This is a genomic window from Amycolatopsis sp. NPDC104819 (assembly GCF_055583145.1).
The window spans coordinates 68,163-85,321 of record NZ_JBVJON010000020.1; the positions used below are offsets into that span (position 1 = coordinate 68,163).

The 17,159-nt window shown below is 72.5% G+C and carries 14 protein-coding genes; 8 read left to right on the forward strand and 6 right to left on the reverse strand.

Annotation, left to right across the window (positions count from 1 at the left end; genetic code table 11):
* Window positions 1–397: 397 nt before the first annotated feature.
* Window positions 398–853 (reverse strand): VOC family protein, encoded by a 456-nt coding sequence (locus tag ACZ63E_RS42410; protein WP_465341976.1) that lies wholly within the window; start codon window positions 851–853, stop codon window positions 398–400.
* An 84-nt stretch (window positions 854–937) separates the two neighbouring features.
* Window positions 938–1,726, reverse strand: coding sequence for an IclR family transcriptional regulator (locus tag ACZ63E_RS42415; RefSeq protein WP_465341977.1), 789 nt, complete (start codon window positions 1,724–1,726; stop codon window positions 938–940).
* Between the two features lie 135 nt (window positions 1,727–1,861).
* On the opposite strand from ACZ63E_RS42415, the gene fae reads away from it, so the two are divergent.
* The 5 genes from fae to ACZ63E_RS42440 are packed head-to-tail and all read left to right on the forward strand — an operon-like array spanning window position 1,862 to window position 7,079.
* Entirely contained in the window at window positions 1,862–2,416 is a 555-nt protein-coding gene (gene fae / locus ACZ63E_RS42420) for a formaldehyde-activating enzyme (protein WP_465341978.1), read from the forward strand.
* Complete coding sequence (locus ACZ63E_RS42425; protein ID WP_465341979.1) at window positions 2,413–3,522, forward strand: mandelate racemase/muconate lactonizing enzyme family protein; 1,110 nt, start codon at window positions 2,413–2,415, stop codon at window positions 3,520–3,522. The genes fae and ACZ63E_RS42425 overlap by 4 nt, the downstream gene beginning before the upstream one ends.
* A complete protein-coding gene (locus ACZ63E_RS42430; protein WP_465341980.1) occupies window positions 3,510–5,000 on the forward strand; it encodes an aldehyde dehydrogenase family protein in 1,491 nt (496 codons plus the stop codon). The genes ACZ63E_RS42425 and ACZ63E_RS42430 overlap by 13 nt, the downstream gene beginning before the upstream one ends.
* A gap of 1 nt (window position 5,001) precedes the next feature.
* Window positions 5,002–5,928 carry an NAD(P)-dependent oxidoreductase gene (locus ACZ63E_RS42435; protein WP_465341982.1) on the forward strand — a complete coding sequence of 309 codons (927 nt, stop codon included), beginning with the start codon at window positions 5,002–5,004 and terminating at the stop codon, window positions 5,926–5,928.
* A 14-nt stretch (window positions 5,929–5,942) separates the two neighbouring features.
* Window positions 5,943–7,079, forward strand: coding sequence for an iron-containing alcohol dehydrogenase family protein (locus ACZ63E_RS42440; protein ID WP_465341983.1), 1,137 nt, complete (start codon window positions 5,943–5,945; stop codon window positions 7,077–7,079).
* A gap of 220 nt (window positions 7,080–7,299) precedes the next feature.
* On the opposite strand, the gene ACZ63E_RS42445 is transcribed toward ACZ63E_RS42440, so the two are convergent.
* Window positions 7,300–10,119 carry a helix-turn-helix transcriptional regulator gene (locus ACZ63E_RS42445; RefSeq protein WP_465341985.1) on the reverse strand — a complete coding sequence of 940 codons (2,820 nt, stop codon included), beginning with the start codon at window positions 10,117–10,119 and terminating at the stop codon, window positions 7,300–7,302.
* 254 nt (window positions 10,120–10,373) lie between these two features.
* On the opposite strand from ACZ63E_RS42445, the gene ACZ63E_RS42450 reads away from it, so the two are divergent.
* Window positions 10,374–10,565 carry a hypothetical protein gene (locus tag ACZ63E_RS42450; RefSeq protein WP_465310389.1) on the forward strand — a complete coding sequence of 64 codons (192 nt, stop codon included), beginning with the start codon at window positions 10,374–10,376 and terminating at the stop codon, window positions 10,563–10,565.
* 1,093 nt (window positions 10,566–11,658) lie between these two features.
* Here ACZ63E_RS42450 and ACZ63E_RS42455 read toward each other — a convergent pair.
* The 3 genes from ACZ63E_RS42455 to ACZ63E_RS42465 all read right to left on the reverse strand — a co-directional run bounded on the left by ACZ63E_RS42455 (window position 11,659) and on the right by ACZ63E_RS42465 (window position 13,555).
* A complete protein-coding gene (locus ACZ63E_RS42455; protein WP_465341986.1) occupies window positions 11,659–12,072 on the reverse strand; it encodes a histone-like nucleoid-structuring protein Lsr2 in 414 nt (137 codons plus the stop codon).
* 187 nt (window positions 12,073–12,259) lie between these two features.
* Entirely contained in the window at window positions 12,260–12,448 is a 189-nt protein-coding gene (locus ACZ63E_RS42460) for a hypothetical protein (RefSeq protein WP_465341987.1), read from the reverse strand.
* Window positions 12,449–12,892: 444 nt separating this feature from the next.
* The gene (locus ACZ63E_RS42465; protein WP_465341988.1) at window positions 12,893–13,555 is read right to left on the reverse strand and encodes an HU family DNA-binding protein; all 663 of its coding nucleotides are present in this window, start codon (window positions 13,553–13,555) and stop codon (window positions 12,893–12,895) included.
* A gap of 664 nt (window positions 13,556–14,219) precedes the next feature.
* On the opposite strand from ACZ63E_RS42465, the gene ACZ63E_RS42470 reads away from it, so the two are divergent.
* Together ACZ63E_RS42470 and ACZ63E_RS42475 are read left to right on the forward strand one after the other, a co-directional pair.
* A complete protein-coding gene (locus ACZ63E_RS42470; RefSeq protein ID WP_465341989.1) occupies window positions 14,220–15,959 on the forward strand; it encodes an ATP-binding protein in 1,740 nt (579 codons plus the stop codon).
* A 38-nt stretch (window positions 15,960–15,997) separates the two neighbouring features.
* A complete protein-coding gene (locus ACZ63E_RS42475) occupies window positions 15,998–17,158 on the forward strand; it encodes an exonuclease SbcCD subunit D (RefSeq protein WP_465341990.1) in 1,161 nt (386 codons plus the stop codon).
* Window position 17,159: the final 1 nt, after the last annotated feature.

Sequence of the window (17,159 nt, forward strand, 5' to 3'; positions counted from 1 at the left end):
CCCTAGGCGGGTTCAAGGCCTGGTCGGTCGCCTGACTGCCAGTGGTTCCCCGGCTTCTGGGGCCGTGAGACCGCCCGTGGTCACACGAGCGCGGCGGCCACCGGGCGGCGATCACCGCACCCGCCCGGGCCGGCCGGCGCTGGAGGAGCATCGGCCTCAGTGCCACCCCGAATGGCGTAGGCGTCGACCGCGCTCGCATTCGTGCACGGCCATGGGACTGCTCCTTCGACGACCTTGCACAGTACCGCCCACCAGCCGAGCACCAGGCCGGCCGTGGCCCGGACGGCGATCGTCCCGATCGGGGACCGTCGATCACACGAACAGACCAACAACACCGCTCCCGCCGAACGTCTGTCCATTGTGGCCCGGTCGATCAGCCTGCCAAGCCATCCCTTCGTCAGTCCAGGCAGAACTCGTTGCCTTCCGGGTCGGTCATCACGATGAACCCGCCGCTGAGCGGGGGCTCGGGCTCGAACCGGCGCACCCGTGATGCGCCCAGGGCGACCAGACGTTCGCACTCCGCTTCGAGGGCCGCCATGCGCTCCTCGCCCTGCAAACCCGGGGCCGCCCGGACGTCGAGGTGGACGCGGTTCTTCGCCATCTTGTCCTCCGGGACCTGCTGGAAGAACAACCGTGGCCCCTCGCCGTCCGGGTCCTCGATCGCCGAACGCGAGTTGCGCTGGTCCTCCGGCACGCCGATCCGCGCGAGGAACTCGTCCCACGCGGCGAGCGGGTCGCCGCCCGCGGGCGCGCCGGGCGGGGCCGGGTGTTCGTAGTCCAGGACGTCGCGCCAGAACGTGGACAGCGCTCGCGGGTCGTGCGCGTCGAACGTGACCTGGACCTGTCGGCTCATCGGGGTGCTCCATGGGGCTGGGGACGCTGACCCGGTCCACTTTGGCAGCACAAGCGGACAGTTGCGGTCCTCGATCCCGGTGGATCAGGTGAGGTGGGCGGCCGGCGGCGGGTTCGGGCCCTCCCAGCCGAGGTGGGCCGACACGCGGGCGGCCGCCCTGGCCGTCGTGCGGCCCGCCGCGTCCAGGTCCGAGCCGAGTCTCGATGTCGGCGCCGAGATGTTCACCGCCGCCACCACCCGGCCGCGGAAGTCGCGGATCGGCGCCGAGACCCCGACCAGACCCTCTTCGAACTCCTCGTAAACCCGGGCGTAACCGTCCCGGCGGCACTGCCCGATCTTCGCCCACAGCTCGGGCAGCAGCTGTGCCTGCGCCGGGAACCGGACGTACAGCTCGTCCGGGGTCGCGTCGAGCAGCAGGACCCGCCCGGCCGACGTGCAGTGGGCCGGGACGCCGCGGCCTTCCCAGCCGTGGACGCGGAACGAGTGCCCGGACACCGACAGCAGCGTCAGGACCTCCTGGTCGCGCAGCACGCAGAGGTGGCTGGTCTCCTCGAGGTCGGCCGACAGCTCCCGCATCACCGGCTCGGCGGCGCGGGCCAGCCGGTCTTCCACCGTTCGGGCGACGAGGGAGAACAGCCGCCAGCCGAGCCGATAGCCGAGCGTGTCCGGGTCGCGTTCGACCACGCCTTCTTCGGCCAACGCCTTGAGCGCGCGCGAAACCTGGCTCTTCTCCCGGCCGGTGAGCTGGGCGAGCCGGACCACGCCCAGCTCGCCGGCCCGCTGGGCCTCGGGGGAGGCGAGCGCCTCCAGCAGGCCGAGGTCGCGGCGCAGGCCGTGGCCCTGGTGCCGGGCGGCGTCGTCCGGGGTGTTCACCAGTCCGAAACTAACCACGCCGTGTGGTTGGCGCCAGCGCAACCCCGGTTGCAATCTCCGGCCGTCCCTTGCCCGCCGTTTCGGGGCGCTCTTACCGTCGATTCCGGCCGCACTCCCCGCGATCTGGAGCACCCCATGACTTTCGCGTCCACCGCCCTCGTCGGCGAGGCCTTCGTCGGCGACGGCGCCAACGCCGCCCACACGAACGTCGTGCTGGGGCGGCGCGGCGGTCCGGTGGAAGCCGCGTGGGCGACCGCGCTCGCGACGCCGAGCGCGGGCCACGTGCCGTTCGTGACCGTGCTGCGGCCGTCCGTGCCGGTGCAGCCGCCGACGTTGTTCGTGCCCAAGGCGGCGGCCGGCACCGACCTGCACCAGCGCGCCACCTGGGGCGCCGCGCAGGCCGGGCTCGCCCAGGGCGTCACCGACGCCGTCGAGGCCGGGGACCTGCCCGCCGGGCAGACCGGCGACCTGCTGCTGATCGCCGCGATCTGGGTCAACCCGGCCGTGGACGACCTCGACGAGGCGTTCGCGAACCAGCGGCTCGCCGCGGCCCGGGCGATCCGCGCCGCGGTGCTCGGCACCCCGCACGTCACCGACGTCCTCGACGCCGCCCGGGCCGGCGCCGCGAACCCCTTCTACACCCCGGATCCGGACGTCCTGCGCCGGACCGAGCCGGCGGTGGCCCGGTGAAGATCACGGCCATCACCCTCGACCGGCTGCGCCTGGAGCTCGACCCGCCGCTGACCGCGGCCTGGGACCCGGACCCGCGCCGGCACTTCGACGCCACGATCGTGCGGGTGCACACCGACGAAGGCGTCACCGGCATCGGCTCCGGCGACACCATGGCCGGCTTCGCCGCCGTCGAGCACCTGTTCCTCGGGGAGGACCCGCTCGACATCGTCCGGCACGTCAAGGCGATCGAGACGGCCAACTTCCACGGCGGCTGCTTCTGGCCCCTGGAGGTCGCGCTCTGGGACATCATCGGCCAGGTCGCCGGTCTGCCGGTGGCGACGTTGTTCGGGAACTCGGCCCACTCGGTGCCCGCCTACGCGTCTTCGGCCGAGCTCAAGCCGCCGGAGGAGCGGGTCGAGACCGCGCTGCGGGCCCGGGAAGCCGGGTTCCGCGCGATGAAGATCCGGATCGACCGCGACCGCGCCGACGCCGGGGTGGCCGCGGTCGCCGCGGTGCGCGACGCGCTCGGCCCGGGCTTCGAGATCATGGTCGACCTCAACCAGTCCTGGCGGATGGCCGGGGACACGGCTCCCGCCGCCGACCTGGCGCAGACCCGGAAGCTGGTGCGGCGGCTGGCCGAGCTGGACGTCTTCTGGGTCGAAGAACCGTTGCCCTACGCCGATGTCGCGGGCTTCAAGACCCTCCGCGCGGAGAACCCGGGCGTGCGGATCGCGGCGGGGGAGATGCACCACTCCGTGCCGGAGCTGCTGCGCTACCTCGAAGACGACGTGCTCGACGTCTACCAGATGGACGTCGTGCTCGCGGTCGGCATGCACCGGGCCCGGACGCTGGCCGAGCTCGCGCAGCTGAAGCACCGCGCGTTCACCCCGCACAGCTGGACCAACGGCATCGGCGTGCTGGCCAACCTGCACGTGGCGGCCGGGGTCGGCGGCGGCCCGTTCTTCGAGTTCCCCTGGGACCCACCGGGGTGGACACCGGAGCGTCGCGACTTCATGCTGGCCGAGCCCCTGATGATCACGCCGGCGGGGGAGCTGGAAGTGCCCCGGCGGCCGGGGCTCGGGATCGAACTGGACGAGGAGGCGGTGCGGCGGTGGCGGATCTGACCCACCAGGACTGGGTGGCGGCGGCGGGCCGGCTGACCCCCGAGACGAGACCGTTCGTCGGCGGCCGGTTTGTCGAGTCCACTTCGGACGGAACGTTCCCGAGCGTGTCCCCGCGCGACGGCCGGGTGCTCGCCCACCTGCCGGCCGGCAGCGCCGAGGACGTCGACCGCGCCGTGCGCGCGGCCCGCGAGTCCTTCGACGACGGCCGCTGGCGCGAGCTGCCGCCCCGCGAGCGCAAGCGGATCCTGCTGCGCTGGGCCGACGCGATCACGGCGAACACCGCCGAGCTCGCGCTGCTCGACACGCTCGAGATGGGCAAGCCGATCAGCGAGTCGCAGCGCGTCGACGTCGCCAAGGCGGCCGAGACGATCGCCTGGTACGCCGAGACGATCGACAAGACCTACGACGAAGTCGCGCCCACCCCGGGAAACGCGCTGGCCTGGGTCACGCGTGAGCCCCTCGGGGTCGTCGGCGCGGTGGTGCCGTGGAACTACGCGCTGCTGATCGCGTCCTGGAAGCTCGGCCCGGCGCTGGCCACCGGCAACTCGGTGGTGCTCAAGCCCGCCGAACAGACGTCGCTGGCGTCGCTGCTGCTGGCCCGGCTGGCGAGCGAGGCCGGGCTGCCCGACGGTGTCCTCAACGTCGTGCCCGGCCGCGGCGAGGTCGCCGGCCAGGCGCTCGGGCGGCACCCGGACGTCGACAAGATCGCCTTCACCGGCTCGGCCGAGGTCGCGCGGCTCTTCCAGGTCTACGCCGGGGAGTCCAACGGAAAGCAGGTCGCGGTCGAGGCCGGCGGCAAGTCACCGCAGCTGGTGCTGCCCGACGCGGACCTCTCCGCCGCGGCGTCCGCGGTCGCGTGGGGCATCTTCTACAACGCCGGCCAGACCTGCAACGCCGGTTCGCGGCTGGTCGTGCCGGCCGCGCTGAAGGACGAGCTGCTCACCGAGATCGTCAAGCTCACCGGGGAGACGTTCCGGAGCGGCGACCCGCTCGACCCGGCGACGGTGTTCGGCCCGCTCGTCGACGACGTCCAGCTCGACCGCGTCCTCGGCTACCTCGACACCGCCCGCGAGGAGGGCGGGACGATCGTGCTCGGCGGCACCCGCGACGGCCTGCGCCTCGAACCCACCATCGTCGACGACGTCCGGCCGGGCTCGACGATCGCGCGCGAGGAGGTCTTCGGGCCGGTGCTCGCCGTGCAGACCTACGACGGCACACCCGAAGAAGGCGTCCGGCTGGCCAACGACACGGACTTCGGCCTGGTGGCGTCGGTCTGGACGCGCGACGTCACGACCGCTCACCGCGTCGCGCGCCGGTTGCGCGCCGGCACGGTGTGGATCAACACCTTCGACGCCAGCGATGTGATCACCCCCTTCGGCGGCTTCAAGGCGACCGGCGCCGGCCGCGACAAGTCGCTGCACGCGATCGACGCCTACACCGCCCTCAAGACCACCTGGCTCGACCTTCCGGAGACCTAACATGAAGATCGGTTTCATCGGCCTCGGCGCCATGGGCGCGCCGATGGCCCGCCACCTGATCCTCGCCGGCCACGACGTCACGGTGCACGACGTCCGCTCGGAAGCGGCGCTGGAGCACCTGAACCTCGGCGCGCGCTGGGTGGACGACCCCGCCACCTGCGCGGTGGACGCGGACGTGCTCGTCACGATGCTCCCGACCCCGCGCGTGGTCGAGGACGTCCTCCTGCGCGGCGGCGCGGCCGAGGCGCTCGCGCCGGGCGCGCTCTGGATCGACATGTCCACTTCGACGCCCGCGGTGGCCCGCCGGGTGGCGGAGGAAGTCCTGGACCGCCGCGGGGTGCGCCGGCTCGACGCCCCGGTGAGCGGCATGGCCCGCGGCGCCGAAGCGGGGACCCTGCAGATCTTCGTCGGCGGTGACGCGGGTGACTTCCGCGCCGCCCTGCCGCTGCTGGAAGTGCTCGGCGATCCCGAGAAGATCCTCCACGTCGGCGCGGCCGGCCACGGGTACACCGTCAAGCTGATGATCAACCTGCTGTGGTTCGCCCACGTCGTCGCGACGTCCGAAGTCCTCGCGATGGGCGTGAAGGCCGGGGTCGACCTCGGTGTGCTGCGCTCGGCGCTGCTGGCCAGTCCCGCCGCGTCGCACTTCCTGGAGCGGGACGTGCTGTCCGTGCTGGTCGACGGCGACTACGACGACTCGTTCGCGATGGTGCTGGCGTGCAAGGACCTCGGCCTCGCCGTGGACCTCGCCCGCGACGTCGGAGTGCCGGCGGAGCTGTCCGCGCTCGTCGAGCAGGTCTTCCGCCGGGCCAAGGCGGTCTACGGCGACCGCGCGGGCGAGATGAGCCCGGTCCGGCTCTACGAATCGTGGGCGGGCGCGGACTTCCGGCTGCCCGACCCCCTCGACCCCGCCGTCCCGGCCGCCTGAAGGGAAGAGTCGCCGTGCGCCTTACCGTCGAGCCGACCGGCCGCACCGAGTTCGGCCCGGGTGTGGTGGCCGAGCTGCCGGGCTTCGTCGAAGCACTGGGCCGGAGCCGGGTCTTCGTCGTCACCGACCGCGGCCTGCGGGCCACCGGGATCGTCGGGCGGGTCGAGAAGATCCTGGCGGCGGCCGGGCTCGAGCACGGCGTCCACGAGGACGTCGGCCCGAACCCGTCGACGGCCGAGCTCGACCGCGGCGCCGCCCGCCTGCGCGAGTTCGGCGACGCCGCCGTGCTCGCCCTCGGCGGCGGCTCGGCGCTCGACGCGGCGAAGGGCATCTCGCTGCTGGCGGGGAACCCGGGCGCGGCCGCGGCGGACGCGGACCGGTTGTGGGAGGCCGAGCCGGGCCTGCCGCTGATCGCCGTGCCCACCACGGCGGGCACCGGGGCCGAGACCAACGGTTTTGGTGTCACCGAAGACGTCTGCGCGCGCCGGAAAGTCTACATCGGACACTCGTCGGTGAAACCGCGGATCGCCGTGCTGGACCCGGAGCTCACCCTCGGGCTGCCCGCGCGGGGCACCGCCGCCACCGGTCTCGACGCGCTCGTGCACGGGATCGAGTCGCTCGCCTCGCTGGGCTCGACGCCGTTCTCCGCGGCCTACGCCGCCCAGGCGGTCAGCCTGGTCGGGCGCTGGCTGCCGGTGGCCTACCGCGACGGCGGTGACCTCGAAGCGCGCGCCGGGCTGATGCTCGGCGCGCACCTGGCCGGCCACGCGCTGACGCTGTCCGGGCTCGGGCTGGTCCACGGCATCGGGCACGCGGTGACCGCACACACCGGCACCCCGCACGGGGTTGCGCTCGCCGCGGTCCTCGAGGAGGTCATGGCGTTCAGCGCCCCCGCGGCCGAGGCGGCTTACGAGGCGACTGCCCGTGCGCTGCACGTCACCCCGGCGGCCGGCTGGAGCGACGCGGCGATCGAAGCGGTCCGGGAGATCTCGGGCGCCATCGAGATCAAGCGCCCGCTGCGCGAGCTCGGTGTCACCCGGGACGACCTCCCGGCGATCGCCGCGGCCGCGGTCGCCGACGCCGTCACCAAGAACGCGCCGCGCCCGCCGTCGGAGGCCGAGGTGACCGAGCTGCTGCACGGCGTCTACTGATCGGCTTCCAAGATCCGTCGGTCGACCGATGTCTCCCCGCGCTCCCCGGAGCACTGTCGGTGACATGAAGGTGAACGAATTCGACAGCCTCGCCGTGGACCCGTCCCTAGCGCCGGTGGACGCGCACGACGAGTGGAACCTGATCGCCCGCCGGGAGACCCCCACCCTGCGGCTGGACCGCAACTACGGAGCCGGTCCCGGGCGTGAGTCTCGGCCCTCCTCAGCCCGACGCGGACTGGTGGCGGGCCGCTTCCCGGGCGATGTCGATGCGGGAGTGCACACCGAGCTTGGTCAGGACGTGCGAAACGTGAGTGGCGACCGTACGCGGGGACAGGAACAGCCGGGCCGCGATCTGGGGGTTCGACAGGCCTTCGACGACCAGCCCGGCGATCTTGCCCTCGGTCGGGGTCAGGCTGTCCCAGCCGTGCGTGACCTGGCGGTGCTTCACCGTCGGGCCGCGCCGGATGCCGAATGCCCGGAACCGCGCGCGCAGCCTCGCGACGTCCCACTGTGCGCCGAGCTCCGTGTAGAGGTCGAGGGCGTGGGTGAACGCGGCCCGCGCGGAACCGCGGTCGCCGGCCTCGGCGAACGCGACCGCCGCGGCTTCCAGCGCTTTGGCCTGGGGGAGTGGGCGGCTCGCGTCGCGGTAGCCGTCGGCGGCCTGCAGCAGAGTCGCCGCGTCCCGGTGGACCAGGCCGGCGCAGTACTGGGCCAAGGCGCTGCGGTGCGGCAGGGCGGAACCGGCGAGGAGCGCGCGAGCCCGCGCTTCGATGCCGGCCGCGGTGTTTTCGTCTTCGTTCGCGACGGCGAGGCGGGCGGCGTCGCCGAGCAGGTCCTCACCTTCGTCTTCGCCGGTCAAGCCGGCGGTCAGCGCCGCGAGCGCGTCGGCCGTCGCGCCGGCCTGTTCGAAGTCGAGACTGCGGGCGCGGGCCAGGGTTTCCACGACGCGGCCGCCGATGCGTTCCGAGAACGGCGCCGCGACGTCGAGGTGCCGCCGCGCCGCGGCCGCTTCACCGCGGTGGAAGTGGATGATCGCCGCGACGCCGTGGTCGCAGCAGGCCACACTCGGGTCCTTGAGGTCGTCCGGGACGACGTCGACCTCGGCCAGCGCGTCGTCCCACCTGCCGCTGCCGAGCAGCAGCTGGCCGAGCGCACTCTGCACCTGCGTCAGCCGCACGACACTGCCGGTGCGGTCGGCCAGCTCGCGCGCCCGGGCGGCGGCGGCGAGCGCTTCCGGGTAGCGGTCGAGCGCGCCGAGGGTCACGGCCTGGTTGATGCGCAGCAGCAGCCCGAGGTCGAGCAGCGCCGGATCACCGTGGGCGGTGGCCATCGCGCGGTCGAACAACGGCAGCGCGGCCGTCCACTCGCCGCGCATCATCGCGACGAGGCTGAGCACGTGCAGCGCCCACCCGTTGGCCCAGCGGTCTTCGCCGGCTTCGGCCAGCGCCGCGGTGGCGACGCGGGCGGCGGTGTCGACCTCGCCGAGGTCCCGGTGCGTGCGCGCGGTGAGCACGAGCAGCCGGGCCCGGTGCCGGGCTTTGAGGCCCGGCTCGGTCACGGCTTCCTTGAGCGCGGTGAGGGATTCGGCGGAGCGCCCGGTCATCCCGCGGCACTGCGTCACCGTCGTGTGCAGGTCGACGAGCAGGTCGGGATCGGCGGCCCGGGCGAGCGCGCGGCAGGCGACCCGCTCGGCCTCGGCGATGTCGCCGACGCGGTAGAGCGCGTCGGCCAGCCGGCCGGCCAGCACCGCGATCGTCGTGTCGCCGGGCGCGACGTCCCGCAACGCCCGCCGCAGCAGCGTGACGGCGACGGCGGGCGCCTGGCCGATCAGCGGCGCGGCCGCGCGGAGCAGCCAGCCCACCACCCAGTCCGGCACCGGCTCGGTTCCGTCCTTTGTGGACACCGTGGGCAGCAGCTGCCGGGCCACCCGCTCGACCGGGGCGCCGGCCTCGGCCAGCGCCCGCGCGGCGGACTCGTGCCAGGCGATCCGGACCGCGACGGGCATTTCGTCGTAGAGGGCCGTGCGGATCAGCTGGTGCCGGAAGGCGAGGTCTTCCCCGGCCGCCACCAGCACGCCGGCGTCGCGCGCGTCGTCGAGCGCGGGCAGCAGGTCGGGCAGCCGGGCGCCCGACACGGTCGCCAGGTCCGCGACCGAGAAGCCGGCCCCGAGCAACGCCGCGGCCCGCAGCACGGTCCGGGCCGGTTCGGCCAGGAAGCCCAGCCGGTCGGCGATCGCCTCGGGCAGCGAGTCCGGCGCGGGCCCGCCGGTCAGCTCGGCGATCCCGGCTTCGTCGACGGCCAGGCACGAGCCCCGGGTCAGCGCGCCGAGCAGTTCGGTGAGGTACAAGGGGTTGCCGGCCGCGCCGTCGGCCAGCTCTTCCAGCCGCGCGCCCGGCTTGCCGCCGGCCAGCGTCGCGACCAGTTCGAGCACCGCGGCTTCGGGGAGCCTGCCGACGCGGAGGCGTTCGGCGGGCTCGACGATCCGGCGCAGCGCTCGCAGGTCGTCGCGGCGGGGTACCGGCCGCAGCACGCCGATGAGGAGCAGGGGGAGCTGCCGCACCGAGCGGGCGAGCCGGCTCCACGTCGCGACTGTCGTCCGGTCGGCCCAGTGCAGCTCGTCGACCACGAGCACGACGGGCCCGGTCTGGCAGAGCTCTTCGACGAGGGCGTGCAGCTGCTCGGCGGCCGCGGCGGCGAGGTCGACGCTCTTGCCTGCGGCGGATTCCCCGCGTAGCAGCCCGGCGATGGCGCCCCGCCGCGGGTCCGGCGCGGCCGCGCTGATGCGCAGGGCGTCCAGCAGGGGAAGAAGGGGGAGGTCCTGGCCGAGCTCGTCGCCGGCGCCTTGGTAGACCTGGCATCCGGCCTCGGTGGCGAGAGCACAGCCGGCGCGCACGAGCGCGGACTTGCCGATGCCCGGTTCGCCGTCCACGAGGACCGCCCGCCCGCGCCCGGCGGCCACGTCATAGACCCAGCCTGCCAGCCGGGACAGCTCGCCGTCCCGGCCGACCAGAAGCTCAGCACCGTCCGTGAGCGCGTGCACACAGACGATAATAGAAGGGAAACTCTTGTTTAACAAGAGGTGTACGCGGAGCGACCGACCCGTGGGTTGGTCGCCGGTGATTTCCGTGCGGGAAACATCCATTTGGCTTGGTGTTCGCAAAACTGTTCCAGGACCGGCTGTCCTCCTGGCGTTGGCAGTCCATTAACCGGCCATTCGTCTCCAGTTAGGGCTGTTCTGCAATCGTCGCCCAGCCCGAAAAGTCAGTCTCGTACGATTGACCACCCGGAGGAATGATGCGGGTTCACCGCGCGGTCGCCCTTGGCGCCGCGGCCGTGCTGAACATCCTCGCAGCTGCGGCGGTCCTCGGCGCCACCACGGCGTCCGCCGCCACCAGCGGCCCGAGCACCAGACCGGTCGTCACCGTCGTCAGCCCGGACGAAATGGGGTACAACGGCGTTTCGCCCGACGAAATGGGATACAACTAAGGGACTTCGTCCGCAACTCCCCGGCGGACGGACAATCGCAAACCCTGCGGCCGCAACCAATTCTGGTTGCGGCCGTTGTTGTGTGTCCGGTGGGTTTGAGATCTTGATCGGGCTGGGTTTTGTGGACCTTGGGCGGCCTTCGTTTCGTGGGTGGTGGGGGTGGTTTTCGCTTGTTTCGCGGGTGGTGGGGTGGTGGGCCCTTCGCTTCAGGTGCGGTGGGGTGGTTGTGCCTCCTGGGCTTCGCGGGGTGTGGGGGCTGAGTCGCCCTCGCTTGGTGCGGTGGAGGCCGGGTGTCTTCGCTTCCGGTGCGGCAGGGGGTTGCGCCTTCGGTCCCTCGCGGGCGGTGAAGCTGGGTGTGCGGCCCTTCGCGTGCGGCGAAGGGGTCTTCACTCGGCCAGCGGCGGAGATGCCTTCGCTCCGCGTGCGGCGGTGTGTTGGTGCCCCTGGCCATTCGCGAGGGGGTGAGGGGTGGATCTCTGGCCCTGCATTACCGGCGGAGGGGCCTTCACTTCGCGTGCGGTGGCGTGGTGCCACTAGCCCTTCGCGGGCGGTGAGGCTGGATCTCCGGCCCTGCCTGTGCGGCGGAGGGCCTCGCTCCGCGTGCGGCGGGCGCCTGTCTTCCTTATGTCGCGTGCGCCGCGTGGTTGGGCACTCAGCCCGTGTGAGCGGTAGAGGTTGGGCCTCCGGCGGTCGTGTGCCGCCGATGTGCCCTTACTTCACGTGCGGTGGGGTCGGGGCTCCCGCAAGACACGAGCGGCCCCTCGCATCGCGTGCGGTAGGGGTAGGTCTCCCTCATATCGCGTGCGGCAGAGGCCGAGTGTCCTTCGCTTCGCGTGCGCCGGCGCGGTCCGCCTTCAGTCCCTCGTGCGGCGGAGGCCGGATGCCGTTCGCTTCGCTTGCGTTCGCGTGGTCTGCTCTCAGCCCCGCATGCGGCTGAGCCCGGTCCCCGGCAGCAGCATGGCCATCCCCAGACAAACCCGGCGCCGCACTCTTCCCCCAAAGCAGGCCTCCGCCGGCGGCGTGGGTGTGAACCCTTGCCGCCGGCGGGCCGGCTCCCGTGATCTCTCCCCAGTGATGCACGTGGCCACCGTGGTCACTTCTTGGCGGCGGCGACCTTCTTGCGCGGGGCGCGCTTGCGCGGGGCCGGCTCCGGCGCTTCCGCCTCCGCGACCTGAGCCGCTTCGTAGGCGGAGATCACCTCGGAAGACAGGCGTCCGCGCTCGGAGACCTCGTAGCCGTTGGAGTTGGCCCACGCGCGGATCTGCTGGTTGCGCTCGCGGTCGGTGGTGCTGGTCGTCGTGGACTGGCCGGTCGCGACGCGGACCTTGCGGCCGCCGATGCGACGGCCGGCGGCGATGAAGCGGGCGAGCTCGTCGCGCAGGGCCGACGCGTTTTCGTCCGACAGGTCGATTTCGTAGGTCACACCGTCGAGCCCGAACTGGACGGTCTGGGCGGCGGTGCTGCCGTCGATGTCGTCCAGGATCTCGACAAGGACTTTCTGGGCCACGGGAAAACTCCTCAGCTGGATGTGCGTCCGAGAACACGACGTGTGACAAGTTGCACAATGGTCGACGTTCTTCGGTGGAGTGTATCCACTCCGGGATCCGCACGGCAATTCTCCGCCGCTTGACGGCGAACACACTCCGGCGCAGGCCTCCCGATTGGACCGGAAATGGCGCCGGAATGCCGCCCTCTTACGACGGCGTCGTGTCCTGTTCGCCGTGCTGGGCGGGCTGATCCCCTGCCCCGGCCTCGGGGGCGTCGGCCTCGGGCGGGTCGGCGAGACCGGCCTCCTCAGCGGCGTCTTTGGCTTCCTGGATGTTCCGCCGGGTCCGGGCGAGTTCCGCGTCGGGATCCTCCGGCCGGTTTTCGTTCTCCGTCATCACAACTCCTCGCCGGGCGCCGCGCCGCGAGTGGCGCGGCTTCCGCTTCTCCGGCTACCCCGCCGGACGGCGGCGCAACCGTCGGCGGTGAATCGCGGAGTTTTGCGCGGGGGCCCATTCACCCCGTCGGGTGGCCGGGTGGGGCGGGAAAGCAGTCCACCCGGCTCGGTGGTCCGCTCGGCGGGACCGGTTCCGGTTTTGTGCGGCAGCAGGGAAACGGTGTTCACCACTAACTGGCGCAACTCCGGAAGTGCCCGACAGGGAACTCCTGGGGGCCGGGCTCTGAAGCGCCCCCGCACGGCGCTGCGCCATCCCACTGACCGGTGGAGCCACAGGAACGCCCCAGAGGCACCGGAAGACCCGCTGTAGACCCCGAGGGCCCGGAAACGCCGGAAGGGCCCCGCACGAAGCTCGTGCGGGGCCCTTCCGGCGTTCGGTGCTGAACTACTTCTTCTTGGCAGCCGACGTGCGCTTGGCCGGGGCCTTGGCAGCGGTCGTCTTCTTCGCCGCGGCGGTCTTCGTGGCGGCCGGCTTGGCGGCGGCCTTCGCCCGCGTGGTGGTGGCCTTGGCCGCGGTCGCCTTGGCGGGAGCCTTGGCCGCGGTCTTCGGGGCCGCCTTGGTGGCGGTGGCCTTGGCGGCCGGCTTCGCCGCGGTGGCGCGGGTCCGGGTGGCCGTCGCGCGGGCGGTGGCCGGCTTGGCCTGGGCCGCACGGGTCGTGGTGGCCCGCGTGCTCGTGGTCTTCGCCGGGGCCGACGCCTTGGCGACGGCGGCCCGCGTGGTCGTCGACGCCGCGGTGGCGCGCTTGACCGGCGTGGCCTTGGGCAGCTTCTTCGAGCCGGAGATGACGTCCTTGAACGTGGTCCCGGCGCGGAAGGCGGGCACGTTGGTCTTCTTCACGCGGACGGCCTCACCGGTGCGCGGGTTGCGCGCGGTGCGGGCGGCGCGGGCGCGCTTCTCGAACACCCCGAAGCCGGTGATGTTGACCTTTTCGCCCTTGTTGACCGTCCGGATGATGATGTCCACCAGACCGTCAACGGCCTGCGAAGCCACCTTCTTGTCGCCCAGACGCTCCGACAGCGCCTCGATCAGCTGGGCCTTGTTCGTCATTCCAGTCCTCCATAGTGGAACTACTCGTACACGGCCCATCTCGGCCGACACTGCACACGGTATTACCAATACCGCACAAAATCCAACCGGGGGTCGAAATATTTCCTTGTGCGGGGGCGGGTTCCGCCTCCCCGGCGGCCCTCCCCGGACGGCTCCCCGAACCGGCCCCGGAGGTCGACCATGGCCCTGAGCAGGCAAAACCCTGTCGCGCTGCCGTCCACAGTGGTCGTCCATATAGGACCCGATGCCCCTCCGGAGACTTTTTCGCCCCGACACGCCGGAGCGGCCCTCCCCGCGTGTGTCGGAGCCCACGCGGGCCCCGATCCCGCGCAGCGATCGGGGATCGCGGCCCCTCCGGAGGGCGCTCGGACGCCGCTTCGCAGTGGAGCCAGGCGGAAGCGGGCGCGGTAACGCCGGGCCCGCCCGCCGCGACCTCCCGGGCGGGACCGGCGGGCCCGTTGCGGCACAACCGGAGGAGCCCGCCGGGATCGTCCGCGACGGCCGAAAGATCTTCCCCGAAGGGTGAACTCACTCGTTCGGCGCAGCCGTGGCCTGCGGCGACACTCGGAGTACCCCACGGCCGCAACGCCGTGTTGGGCGCGGGACTGTCGGACCGGCGAGCTAGTCTGCGGCCGGAGGAAGAGCCGGGCGGACAGGGAGAACCGTGGACCAGGAGACGCTCACGACCGTCGTCGGACGGGTGGCGGGCACCGAGGACTCGACGCCGCTGCAGTTCCACGTGGCCATCGATCCGGAAGCCTATCTGCAGCTCGACGACGTGGTCGTGACCCGGCGGGAACTCCCTGGCCTGGGCGAAGTCACGTCCTACGGCGTCGTGACGCAGGTGAGCGCGCGGCACGAGGGCGCCAGCTTCGGCAGTGACGTCTTCCTGATCTCCGACGGCGTTCTGCCCGCCCAGGTGCAGGAGATCGCCGAGATCGCGACCACCCGCGTCGAGCCCGAATGCTACGTGCCGCCGCGGCCGGGGTCGGTCGTCGAGCGCGCCAAGGGGGAGGATCGCGCGCAGGCGCTGTACTTCGACAACATGACCCGCCAGGTGGCGGTCGGGCTGGGCCGTGACGGCGAACCCGTGTACCTCAACCTGGACTTCCTCGACGGCACGCGGGGTGCGCACGTCAGCATCAGCGGGGTCTCGGGCGTCGCGACGAAGACGTCGTTCGCGTTGTTCCTGCTGCACTCGATCTTCCGCGGCGGCGCCCTCTCGAACGCCCACAACGCCAAGGCCCTCGTCTTCTCGGTCAAGGGCGAGGACCTGCTGTTCCTCGACACCCCCAACATCCACCTCGACGCGAAGCTCCAGGAGGAGTACGCCAAGCTGGGCCTGCCGGCGGAGCCCTTCGCCTCGGTCGGCTTCTACGCCCCGCCGACGCCGTCGGACACCACGGGGAAGCCTTACGTCACCGGGCGGACCTCGGGGGTCGGCGCCTTCTGGTGGACCATCGCGGAGTTCTGCGCCGGCGACCTGCTGCCCTACGTCTTCGCCGACGCCGAGGACGAGCGCAACCAGTACACGATGGTCATCCACCAGGTCGCGAACCGGTTGCGCCTCGACAGCACCCCGGCCGGGAAGGACGGCGCGGCCAACGTCGACGGTGTCCTGTGCCGCACCTACGCCGAGCTCGTCGACGTCATCTGCGAGCGTGTCACCGACGAGGAAACCCGCGCGAGCTGGGCGGGTGCGGTCACCGGCGCGGGCACCGTCAACGCGTTCATCCGCCGCCTGCGCTCGAGCCAGCGCGCGCTGAACGGGCTCATCCGCGGTGACCTCACCGACCACGCCGCCCGCAAGCTGTCCACGGAGAACCAGCAGGTGACCGTGGTGGACATCCACAACCTCGTCGAGCGCGCGCAGCGGTTCGTGGTCGGCGTGACGCTCGCGGCGGAGACCGCGCGCAAGGAGGCGGCCGGCGCGGGCGGGCTGCTGTTCACGATGCTGGACGAGCTCAACAAGTACGCACCCCGGGAAGGCAGCAGCCCCATCAAAGAGGTGCTGCTGGACATCGCCGAGCGCGGCCGCTCCCTCGGCGTCATCCTCATCGGCGCGCAGCAGACCGCCTCCGAAGTCGAGCGCCGGATCGTCAGCAACAGCTCGGTGCGGATCGTCGGGCGCCTCGACGCCGCGGAGGCTTCGCGCCCCGAGTACGGCTTCCTCCCGGCCAGCCAGCGGGTCCGCGCGACCCTCGCGACGCCCGGCACGATGTTCGTGAGCCAGCCGGAGATCCCGGTGCCGATCGCGGTCGGCTTCCCGTTCCCGGCCTGGGCCACGCGGCTTTCCGAGGCCGGCCGGGTGCCGACGACCACGGCGACGCCGAAGTCCGATCCCTTCGCCGGCCTGCCGACGGGCAGCAGCGATCCGTTCGGTGACGACCCGCCTCCGTTCTGAGCCCGCCTCCGCCCGCCACCCGAACGGAAGGAAGCCGAGTGAAGTTCCTGCACACCTCCGACTGGCACGTCGGCAAGACGCTCAAGGGGCGCAACCGGCTCGACGAGCAGCGCGCGGTGCTCGGCGAAATCGTCCGGATCGCGAGGAAGGAGCCCTTCGACGCGATCCTCGTCGCGGGTGACCTTTACGAGACGTCGGCGCCGTCGGCGGCCGCGCAGGAGCTCGTGGTGCAGGCGCTGATGGCGCTGCGCGACACCGGGGCCGAGGTCCTCGCGATCGCCGGGAACCACGACCACGCCGCGACGTTCGAGGCCTACCGGCCGCTGCTGCGCAAGGCGGGCATCCACCTCGTCGGCACGCCGCGCCCGGCCGCCGACGGCGGGGTGGTGGCGTTCGACGCCCGCTCGACCGGCGAGCGCGTCGAAGTCGCGGTGCTGCCCTTCCTTTCCCAGCGCTACGCCGTGCGCGCCGCCGAGCTGCTCGCCGGGACCCCGGCGGACAACGTCGGCGAGTACGACCAGCGGGTGCGCGACATCCTGGCGCACCTCAAGTCCGGGTTCACCGATGGCGCGGTGCACCTCTTCATGGCCCACCTCACGGTGACCGGCGGGACGATGGGCGGCGGGGAGCGCGCGGCGCAGTCGATCTTCGAGTACCACGTGCCGGCGACGGCGTTCGGCGCCGATCCGCACTACGTCGCGCTCGGCCACCTGCACCGGCGCCAGTCGCTGCCCGCGCCGTGCCCGGTGCACTACAGCGGTTCGCCGTTCGCCGTCGACTTCGGCGAGCAGGACAACACGAGTGTCGTGCTGTCGGTCGAGGTGAGTCCGGGCACACCGGCGAAGATCACGGACCTCCCGTTGACGGCGGGGCGGCGGCTGCGGACGGTCCACGGCACGGTGGCGGAGCTCGTCGGCCGCGCGGCGGAGTTCGGCGAGGACTACCTCCGCGTCTACGTCCGCGAAGCGACCAGGGCCGGGCTTCGCGAGGAGATCCAGGAAGCCCTGCCGAACGCGCTCGAGATCCGCATCGACCCGGAGTTCGCCGCGCCGGTGACGACTTCGGGCGGCGAACGCGCGGTCGCGGACCGGTCACCGGGAGAGCTGTTCGCGACCTACTGCGACGAGCGGACGGTCGAGGACAAGAGGGTGCAGGCGCTCTTCGCGCGGCTGCACGACGAAGAGACGAGCGGGGTGTGAG

Bases quoted from the DNA above. Each gene is read 5' to 3' on its own strand.
- ACZ63E_RS42410 (WP_465341976.1), bottom strand. From the start codon at position 853: ATGAGCCGACAGGTCCAGGTCACGTTCGACGCGCACGACCCGCGAGCG.
- fae (WP_465341978.1), top strand. From the start codon at position 1,862: ATGACTTTCGCGTCCACCGCCCTCGTCGGCGAGGCCTTCGTCGGCGAC.
- ACZ63E_RS42435 (WP_465341982.1), top strand. From the start codon at position 5,002: ATGAAGATCGGTTTCATCGGCCTCGGCGCCATGGGCGCGCCGATGGCC.
- ACZ63E_RS42450 (WP_465310389.1), top strand. From the start codon at position 10,374: ATGCGGGTTCACCGCGCGGTCGCCCTTGGCGCCGCGGCCGTGCTGAAC.
- ACZ63E_RS42460 (WP_465341987.1), bottom strand. From the start codon at position 12,448: ATGACGGAGAACGAAAACCGGCCGGAGGATCCCGACGCGGAACTCGCC.
- ACZ63E_RS42465 (WP_465341988.1), bottom strand. From the start codon at position 13,555: ATGACGAACAAGGCCCAGCTGATCGAGGCGCTGTCGGAGCGTCTGGGC.